At 66.5% G+C, this 7,135-nt stretch carries 8 protein-coding genes; 5 read left to right on the top strand and 3 right to left on the bottom strand.

All coding sequences use genetic code 11. The features are described from left to right. From VIR09_RS02650 to VIR09_RS02670, 5 genes are all read left to right on the top strand, one after another. Positions 1-449: nucleotidyltransferase family protein (locus VIR09_RS02650; RefSeq protein WP_332011482.1), on the top strand; the 449-nt coding region annotated here is incomplete at its 5' end. Between the two features lie 248 nt (positions 450-697). Then, positions 698-1,660 carry an amidohydrolase family protein gene (locus VIR09_RS02655; protein ID WP_088139884.1) on the top strand — a complete coding sequence of 321 codons (963 nt, stop codon included), beginning with the start codon at positions 698-700 and terminating at the stop codon, positions 1,658-1,660. Between the two features lie 20 nt (positions 1,661-1,680). Beyond that, entirely contained in the window at positions 1,681-2,505 is an 825-nt protein-coding gene (locus tag VIR09_RS02660; protein ID WP_332011483.1) for an alpha/beta hydrolase, read from the top strand. Between the two features lie 30 nt (positions 2,506-2,535). Then, complete coding sequence (locus tag VIR09_RS02665; RefSeq protein WP_332011484.1) at positions 2,536-3,585, top strand: 2,5-dihydroxypyridine 5,6-dioxygenase; 1,050 nt, start codon at positions 2,536-2,538, stop codon at positions 3,583-3,585. Positions 3,586-3,616: 31 nt separating this feature from the next. Next, positions 3,617-4,237 (top strand): N-carbamoylsarcosine amidohydrolase, encoded by a 621-nt coding sequence (locus tag VIR09_RS02670; protein ID WP_332011485.1) that lies wholly within the window; start codon positions 3,617-3,619, stop codon positions 4,235-4,237. A 78-nt stretch (positions 4,238-4,315) separates the two neighbouring features. Here the strand turns inward: VIR09_RS02670 and VIR09_RS02675 are convergent, their stop codons facing one another. The 3 genes from VIR09_RS02675 to VIR09_RS02685 all read right to left on the bottom strand — a co-directional run. Further along, on the bottom strand, positions 4,316-4,834 hold the full coding sequence (locus VIR09_RS02675) for an aromatic-ring-hydroxylating dioxygenase subunit beta (RefSeq protein ID WP_088139888.1): 519 nt from the start codon (positions 4,832-4,834) through the stop codon (positions 4,316-4,318). 17 nt (positions 4,835-4,851) lie between these two features. Continuing rightward, positions 4,852-6,141, bottom strand: coding sequence for an aromatic ring-hydroxylating dioxygenase subunit alpha (locus VIR09_RS02680; RefSeq protein ID WP_207466861.1), 1,290 nt, complete (start codon positions 6,139-6,141; stop codon positions 4,852-4,854). A gap of 36 nt (positions 6,142-6,177) precedes the next feature. Beyond that, a partial coding sequence (locus VIR09_RS02685; RefSeq protein WP_332011486.1) for an NAD(P)/FAD-dependent oxidoreductase occupies positions 6,178-7,135 on the bottom strand: 958 nt, incomplete at its 5' end.

Genomic DNA, 7,135 nt, shown 5'->3' on the forward strand with positions numbered 1-7,135 from the left:
TAGACCTGGTCGTCGCCGTGGTGCGTCCCGGCAGCGCCGCCCTGGCCGGCTTGCTGCGGACGGAAGATTGCCGGGTGCTGGAGACTGAGCGGGCGGGGGAGGGCATGGGGGCCAGCCTGGCCGCCGCGGCGCAGTATCTGCAGGGCTTGCCCGACACACCCGAAGCCGTGCTGGTCGCGCTTGCCGACATGCCCTGGATTCGCCGCACAAGCCTGGAGGGCGTGCTGGACGCGCTGCGCCACGCGCCGATGGCCGCGCCTTCGTACCAAGGGCAGCGCGGCCATCCAGTAGGGTTCCGCGCGGAACTGCTGCCGCAGCTGGCTGCCTTGAGCGGCGACGAAGGCGCGCGGCGAGTGCTCAAGCAGCCCGGCTTGCAGCTGGTCCTGGTGGATGATCCCGGCGTGTTGCGCGATGTCGACACGCCAGCCGACCTGGACGGCGGCGGCTGAGCGCCGCCTGCTGGCAAGGCCGCTGCGGCGGCCTTTTTTTGCGCTCCGGGATTTCCCTAATTTGTCAGTACGCTGACTATAAAGTCAGTATACTGACGTAAATTCGGATGCCCTCGCAGGACTCTTCCCAATGGGAAAGCGGCTGCGCGCGATTCCGGTATTTCCGATTTAATAGTCAGTGTACTGATAAACAATGCTGGCGCGCCGTGGCAGGACAGGGTCCTGGCCATCAAACTGGGAGTAGGGGAATGAGCAAAGTACGCAAGATCGCGTTTGAGGAGCACTACACCGCGGTCGGATTCAAGGACTATTCGAAGAGCTTCGCGCAGCACATCGATCCCGCCGTGCTGGCCGACCTGGCTGCGCGCCTGGTGGACTTCGACGAGGTGCGCTTGGGCGAAATGGACCGTGGCGGCATCGACTACGTCATCCTGTCGCAGACCGGACCCGGCGTGCAGGCCGAAGCCGACGCCGCCGTCGCGCTGCGCCGCGCCAAGGAGAACAACGACTTCCTGGTCGAGCAGGTGGCCAGGCACCCGACGCGCTACGGCGCCTTCGCCACCGTGCCCATGCATGATCCGCTGGTCGCAGCCGCCGAACTGGAACGCTGCGTCAAGCAGTTGGGCTTCAAGGGCGCCTTGATCAACGGCCACACCAATGGCGTGTACTACGACGGCCGCGCCTACGATCCGTTCTGGGAAAAGGTGCAGGAACTGGACGTGCCCGTCTACCTGCATCCGTCCGATCCTTACGTCATTCCGCAGGCCTACTCGGGTCATCCCGAACTGGTGGGCGCGTGCTGGGGCTGGGGCGTCGAAACCGCTACCCATGCGCTGCGGCTGCTGTTCGGCGGCGTGTTCGACCGCTACCCCGGCGTCAAGCTGATTCTCGGCCACATGGGCGAGGGCCTGCCGTTCCTGCGCTGGCGCTTCGACAGCCGCTTCGCGGTGTATTCGCACGGCATCAAGCTGGCGCGCGCGCCCTCCGAATATCTGGGCAGCAACATCCTCATCACCACCTCGGGCGTCTGTTCGCCTCCCACGCTGATGGCTGCCATCGCCGAAATGGGCCGCGAGGCGGTGATGTTCTCGGTGGACTATCCCTACGAATCGACCGCGCTGGCCGTGGAATTCATCGAGCAGACGCCGATGGACGACGCGACCCGCGAACTGATCTGCAGCGGCAACGCGCGGCGCCTGTTCAAACTCTGAGCCCAGCCTGGGAGACTGACATGAGCAACTTCCTGTACGGCGGCAACGTCCACGCCAACGGCATTCGCCAGCATTACCTGCGCTACGGCGGCGAACGGGGCGCGGGGCGCGATCCGGTCATCATCGTACCGGGCATTACCAGCCCGGCCATCACCTGGGGCTTCGTGGGCGAGCGCTTCGGCCAGTCCTTCGATACCTATGTGCTGGACGTGCGCGGCCGCGGCCTGTCGGAAGCCGGCGCGGCGCTGGACTACAGCCTGGACGCGCAGGCCGCCGACGTGCTGGCCTTCGCAGAGGCGCTGGGCCTGGCGCGCTACAGCGTGGTCGGCCATTCGATGGGCGGGCGCATCGGCGTGCGTGCCGGACGCAGCAAGCCCGCCGGTTTGAGCCGCCTGGTTCTGGTGGATCCGCCGGTGTCGGGTCCCGGCCGCCGGCCGTATCCCGCCAAGCTCCCCTGGTACGTCGATTCCATGGCGCAGGCGCGCCTGGGCATGGACGCCGAAGCCATGCGTGCGTTCTGCCCGACCTGGACCGAGGAGCAACGCCGGTTGCGCGCCGAATGGTTGCACACCTGCGACGAGCGCGCCATCATCCAGAGCTTCGAGGCGTTCCAGAGCGACGACATCCACGCCGACCTGCCGCTGCTGAACGTGCCGGTCCTGCTGATCACGGCGGAGCGGGGCGACGTGGTGCTCGACGCCGACGTGGCCGAGATCCAGCAGCTGGCGCCCGGCACGCAGCATCACCGCGTGCCCGCCGCCGGCCACATGATTCCGTGGGACAACGAGGAAGGCTTCTATGCGGCCTTCGGCGACTTCCTGGGCGCGCCGCTGGCGCGTACCTGAAGAGCGGCCCCGTCTAGCAAGGAGGGCATCATGCCTATAAGCGATTTTGAAATGGTGAAGGCCTGGCAGCAGGTACTCACGTTGTCCAAGCTGCAAGCGGGACAGACCGTCACGGTGCTGACCAGCGCGGCGACCCACCCGCAAACCCTGGCCACGGCGCTGATTGCGACGCAAGCCATGGGCGCCATCGTCAACCGCCTCGATCTGCCGCCCATCAACGGCGAGCGGGCGCTGAGCCGGGATTCGCTGGCCTACCTGGGCACCACGCCGCTGACCGGCAACAAGGCCGCGATCGCGGCGCTGAAGGAAAGCGATCTGGTGCTGGACCTGATGACGCTGCTGTTCTCGCCGGAGCAGCACGAGATCCTGGCCACGGGCACCAAGATCCTGCTGGCGGTGGAGCCGCCGGAAGTGCTGGCGCGGCTGGTGCCGACCGAGGCCGACCGCGCCCGGGTCAAGGCGGCCGCCGCGCGCATCGGCGCGGCGCGCGAGATGAGCGTGGTATCGGAAGCAGGCACGGACCTGCGCTGCCCGCTGGGCGAGTTTCCGGCCATCAGCGAATACGGTTTCGTCGACGAGCCGGGCCGCTGGGACCATTGGCCCAGCGGTTTCGTGCTGACCTGGCCGAACGAAGGCGGCGCTGCTGGCAAGATCGTGATCGACGTGGGCGACATCCTGCTGCCGCAGAAGCTCTACGTGCGCTCGGCCATTGAACTGACGGTCGAAAACGGCTACGCCACGCGCATCGACGGCGGCGTGGACGCGGAACTGCTGCGCGAGTACGTGGCCTCGTTCAAGGATCCCGAAGCCTACGCGATTTCGCACATAGGCTGGGGCCTGCAGCCGCGCGCGCACTGGACCACCCTGGGCCTTTACGACCGCGAAGCCACCATAGGCATGGACGCGCGGGCCTACGAGGGCAATTTCTTGTTCTCGCTGGGCCCCAACAACGAGGCCGGCGGCAAGCGCACCACCACCTGCCACATCGACATTCCGCTGCGGGCCTGCACCGTGCGACTGGACGGGGAAGATGTGGTGCGCGGGGGCCGTGTGCTGGACGGCGGCGGCCCCCAGGCCTAGGCCGGCAATCATCGCTCAAGGAGTTCGATACATGAATGACGATATCTCGGCCTACGAACGTCAGGGCTTCGGCGCTTCGATGGCGCCCAAGGCCCCCTATGGCCTGCTGATCGTGGACCTGGTCAACGGCTTCGCCGATCCGGCGGTGTTCGGCGGCGGCAACATCCCCCAGGCCATCGAGCAGACGGCGGGCCTGCTGGCGCATGCGCGCAAGCAGGGCTGGCCGGTGGCGCACAGCCGCATCGTGTTCGCCGACGACGACGCGGACCACAACATCTTTACGCTGAAGGTGCCGGGGATGCTGACCCTGAAGGAAGCGGACCACAACAGCGCCATCGTGCCGCAACTCGCGCCCGCCGCTGGTGAGCTGGTGGTGCGCAAGACGGTGCCCTCGGCGTTCTTCGGCACCAGTTTGGCGGCCTGGCTGTCGCAGCGCGGCGTGCAGACGCTGCTGGTGGCGGGCGCGGTCACCAGCGGCTGCGTGCGGGCCAGCGTGGTGGATGCCATGCAATACGGCTTCCGGCCGCTGGTGGTGTCGGACTGCGTGGGCGATCGCGCCATCGGCCCTCACGACGCCAATCTCTTCGACATGCAGCAGAAGTACGCCACCGTGCTGACGCGCGACGAGGCCGTGCGCGCCACGCAGGCCTGAGCCGGCGCCTGGCGCTTGCACAAAAAGAAAGGGTTGCGCCTCTCGCGGCGCAACCCTTTTTCATTGACGCTCCTGCTGTCAGACCGGATAGACCAGGTCGTTGGCCAGGATGGTGGTGTCATACACCACCTGCCGTTCCTTCAGCTTGAGCACGCCGTCCTGTCGCGTATGGCGGTCGTAGTAGGTGCCGGCCAGGTGCAGCGTGGTGGGACCTTCCACCAGCGTCTGCATCAGCATGAACGCGGCCTGGGACTCGATCTCGCCGTCGGCGGATTCGCTGATGACGCGAGTGTTGCTGACCAGGTGCAGCATGTAGCGCGGAGCGAACATCTGGGTGCGCGAGATGGCCACGGCGCGGTCGTGCATCATGGCGCGTCCTTCGGAGTACACCAGGCCGACGGGCAGGCCCAGCTCGGCGTTCTCGCGTGCGGTGACGCGGTACAGGCCGTCCTCGGTGAAGAAGTCCGGCCAGGCCTCGACCTGGCCCGCGTCCAGGGCGGCGCAATAGTCGGCGTGGAATTCCTCGATCTCCAGTCGCAGCGCGATGGCGCGCGCGGGATCGATCTTGCGGGGGGAATATTCGAATCGGGTTCTCATGTGTCTATGTTCCTGCCTCAGAAGCCCATCACGCCGCGGTAATAGCTGTACATGGAGCGGATCGCGGCTTCCGAGATCAGCGTGTTGGAGGTGCCTTGCTTGCCGGATTCCAGCTTCAGCACGTTGACGTCGGTGCTGGCGCGGCGCACGCCTTCCTGCACGAACTTCATGGCCTCGTTGTCCTCCAGGCCGAGGAAGCCTGCCGGGCCCATCAGGTTGCCCTGGCGCAGCCGGTGGCGCTCCATCTCGGGCGTGTCGTCCTCGTAGCCGAACATGGTCCATTGCATGATCATGCTGTCGGGGCCGTTGGGCACGATCTGGCGCACGCCCAGCGTGTTCATTTCGCGCTGCACGATCAGGTTGGGCCACACCGTCTGCATGGTGACGGACCAGGGCGAATCGAACTCCTTGACGAATTCCAGGAAGCGGTCGTCCTGCAGGTGCAGGCCGTCGTGGAAGGAGCGCATTTCCTTCTTGTTCTCTTCGCTGACGCTGGCGTACTTGTCCTCGCTCTTGGCCGAGGCCATGGTGCCGTGGCGGCCATGCACCGGATCGACCAGCATGGCGGACTTGTTGCCCGCCACCAGCAGCCCGAACACCACCAGGAACGAATGCAGCAGGGTCGCGTGGTACGGATCCTTCAGGTTCTCGTGGTACATCTTCCAGTTGCACGGCAGCTCGTTGCGGTAGTAGCCGTGGATCTTGAGCTTCTTGCCCGGGAAGACCGTGTCGAAATCGGCCAGGATCTCGGGCGTCAGGTATTCCTCGATGGGTTCGACCTCATCGCTGTAGGACGCGAAGATGACGCCGTTGCGCGTGGTGACGCGCAGCTTGCGCAGACCGTGCTCTTCGTTCTTGAAGTCCTTGGGCATGCCGCCTTCGCGGTTCACGCCGCGCTTGAAGGGAATGCCCTGCAGATTGCCCTTCAGGTCGTAGGACCACTGGTGGTAGGGGCAGACGAATTCCTTGGCGTTGCCCTGGCTGTTGCGGCAGAACTCCGCGCCGCGGTGGGCGCAGCGGTTTTCGAAGACGTTGACCGAACCGTCCTCGGCGCGCGATACCACCACCGGGGTCGGCCCCACATAGGACCGCTTGTAGTCGCCCGGATTCGGCAGTTCGGCTTCCAGGGCCACGTAGTTCCAGGTCTTGCCGCGGAAGATCTTTTCCACTTCCTGATCGTAGACGGCGCGGCTGGTGTAGACCCAGTCCGGAATGTAATGCAGCGCGTCTTCCGGCCAGACACAGTCGGCCAGCGCGGCGTCCTTGGACGCCACCGTGAGGCCGATGACGGTTTGTGATTGATACATGAAAAGCTCCTGTCGATGCGGGGGCGATAATGAATTTCAGGACGCGGCGGCGCTTTGCTGGCAGGCCTTCACCAATGGCTTGAGCGCCACGGACTCATCGGCATAGCGCTGCGGGTCGATGGGTATGCCTTGTTCGAACAGCACGCGCAGCTGGCGCAGATCGCCGCCTGCGTTGATGGCGATGGCGTGCACCGGCACGCCGTCGCGGTGGCCCAGCCAGATGAACTTGGGCGCCTCGGCCTGGACCTGCGGTACGCCGCGGCAGGCGTAGACCAGGTCCGGCTGGGGCAGGCCCAGCATCTGCACGTTGCAGCCGTATTGGTCGGTCCAGAACCAGGGATAGGGCTCGGCGGGCGCGGGCTGGCCCAGCATGCCGGCTGCGGCCGCGCGTGCCTGTTCATTGGCGTTCTGCCAGGACTCCAGCCGCAGCGCCATGTTCAGGTGGCGGCGGTGCTGGCTGGCGCAATCGCCAGCAGCGTAAATATAGGGATCGCTGCTGCGGCAGGCGGCGTCCACCGCGACGCCGCCGTTGGCGGGGTCCAGCGCCAGGCCGGCCTGGGCGGCCAGGGATACTGCCGGCACCAGGCCAATGGCCACCACCACGACGTCAGCTTCCATCGTGGCGCCATCCTGCAGTTCTATCCTGAAACGTGCCTGATGCCGGGTCGCGGCATCAGCATGAGGCTGCCAGTCGCTGTGCGCGATCTGCGCGCCCAGGCGCAGGTCCACGCCGGCATGGCGGACGCGCTCGGCCAGCCAATCCGACAGCGCCGGGGGCAGCACGCGTTCCAGCAAGCGCGGCGCGCTTTCCAGGACGGTGACCGTGGCACCCAGGGCGCGCGCGGTGGATGCCACTTCCAGGCCCAGGAAACCGCCGCCGATGACGACAACACGCGCCTGCGGCGTGAGGCCGGTGCGAAGCGCGGCGGCGTCATCCAGCGTCCTGATGTAGTGCACACCCGGCGTGCCGCGCGGCAGGCTGGGCAGTTCGCGT

The sequence above is a fragment of the Achromobacter sp. genome (assembly GCF_036567245.1).
Lineage (GTDB): Bacteria > Pseudomonadota > Gammaproteobacteria > Burkholderiales > Burkholderiaceae_B > Achromobacter.

What these genes read in the sequence shown, in the direction of transcription:
- VIR09_RS02655 (WP_088139884.1), top strand. Translation starts at nt 698, where the DNA reads ATGAGCAAAGTACGCAAGATCGCGTTTGAGGAGCACTACACCGCGGTC.
- VIR09_RS02660 (WP_332011483.1), top strand. Translation starts at nt 1,681, where the DNA reads ATGAGCAACTTCCTGTACGGCGGCAACGTCCACGCCAACGGCATTCGC.
- VIR09_RS02665 (WP_332011484.1), top strand. Translation starts at nt 2,536, where the DNA reads ATGCCTATAAGCGATTTTGAAATGGTGAAGGCCTGGCAGCAGGTACTC.
- VIR09_RS02670 (WP_332011485.1), top strand. Translation starts at nt 3,617, where the DNA reads ATGAATGACGATATCTCGGCCTACGAACGTCAGGGCTTCGGCGCTTCG.
- VIR09_RS02675 (WP_088139888.1), bottom strand. Translation starts at nt 4,834, where the DNA reads ATGAGAACCCGATTCGAATATTCCCCCCGCAAGATCGATCCCGCGCGC.
- VIR09_RS02680 (WP_207466861.1), bottom strand. Translation starts at nt 6,141, where the DNA reads ATGTATCAATCACAAACCGTCATCGGCCTCACGGTGGCGTCCAAGGAC.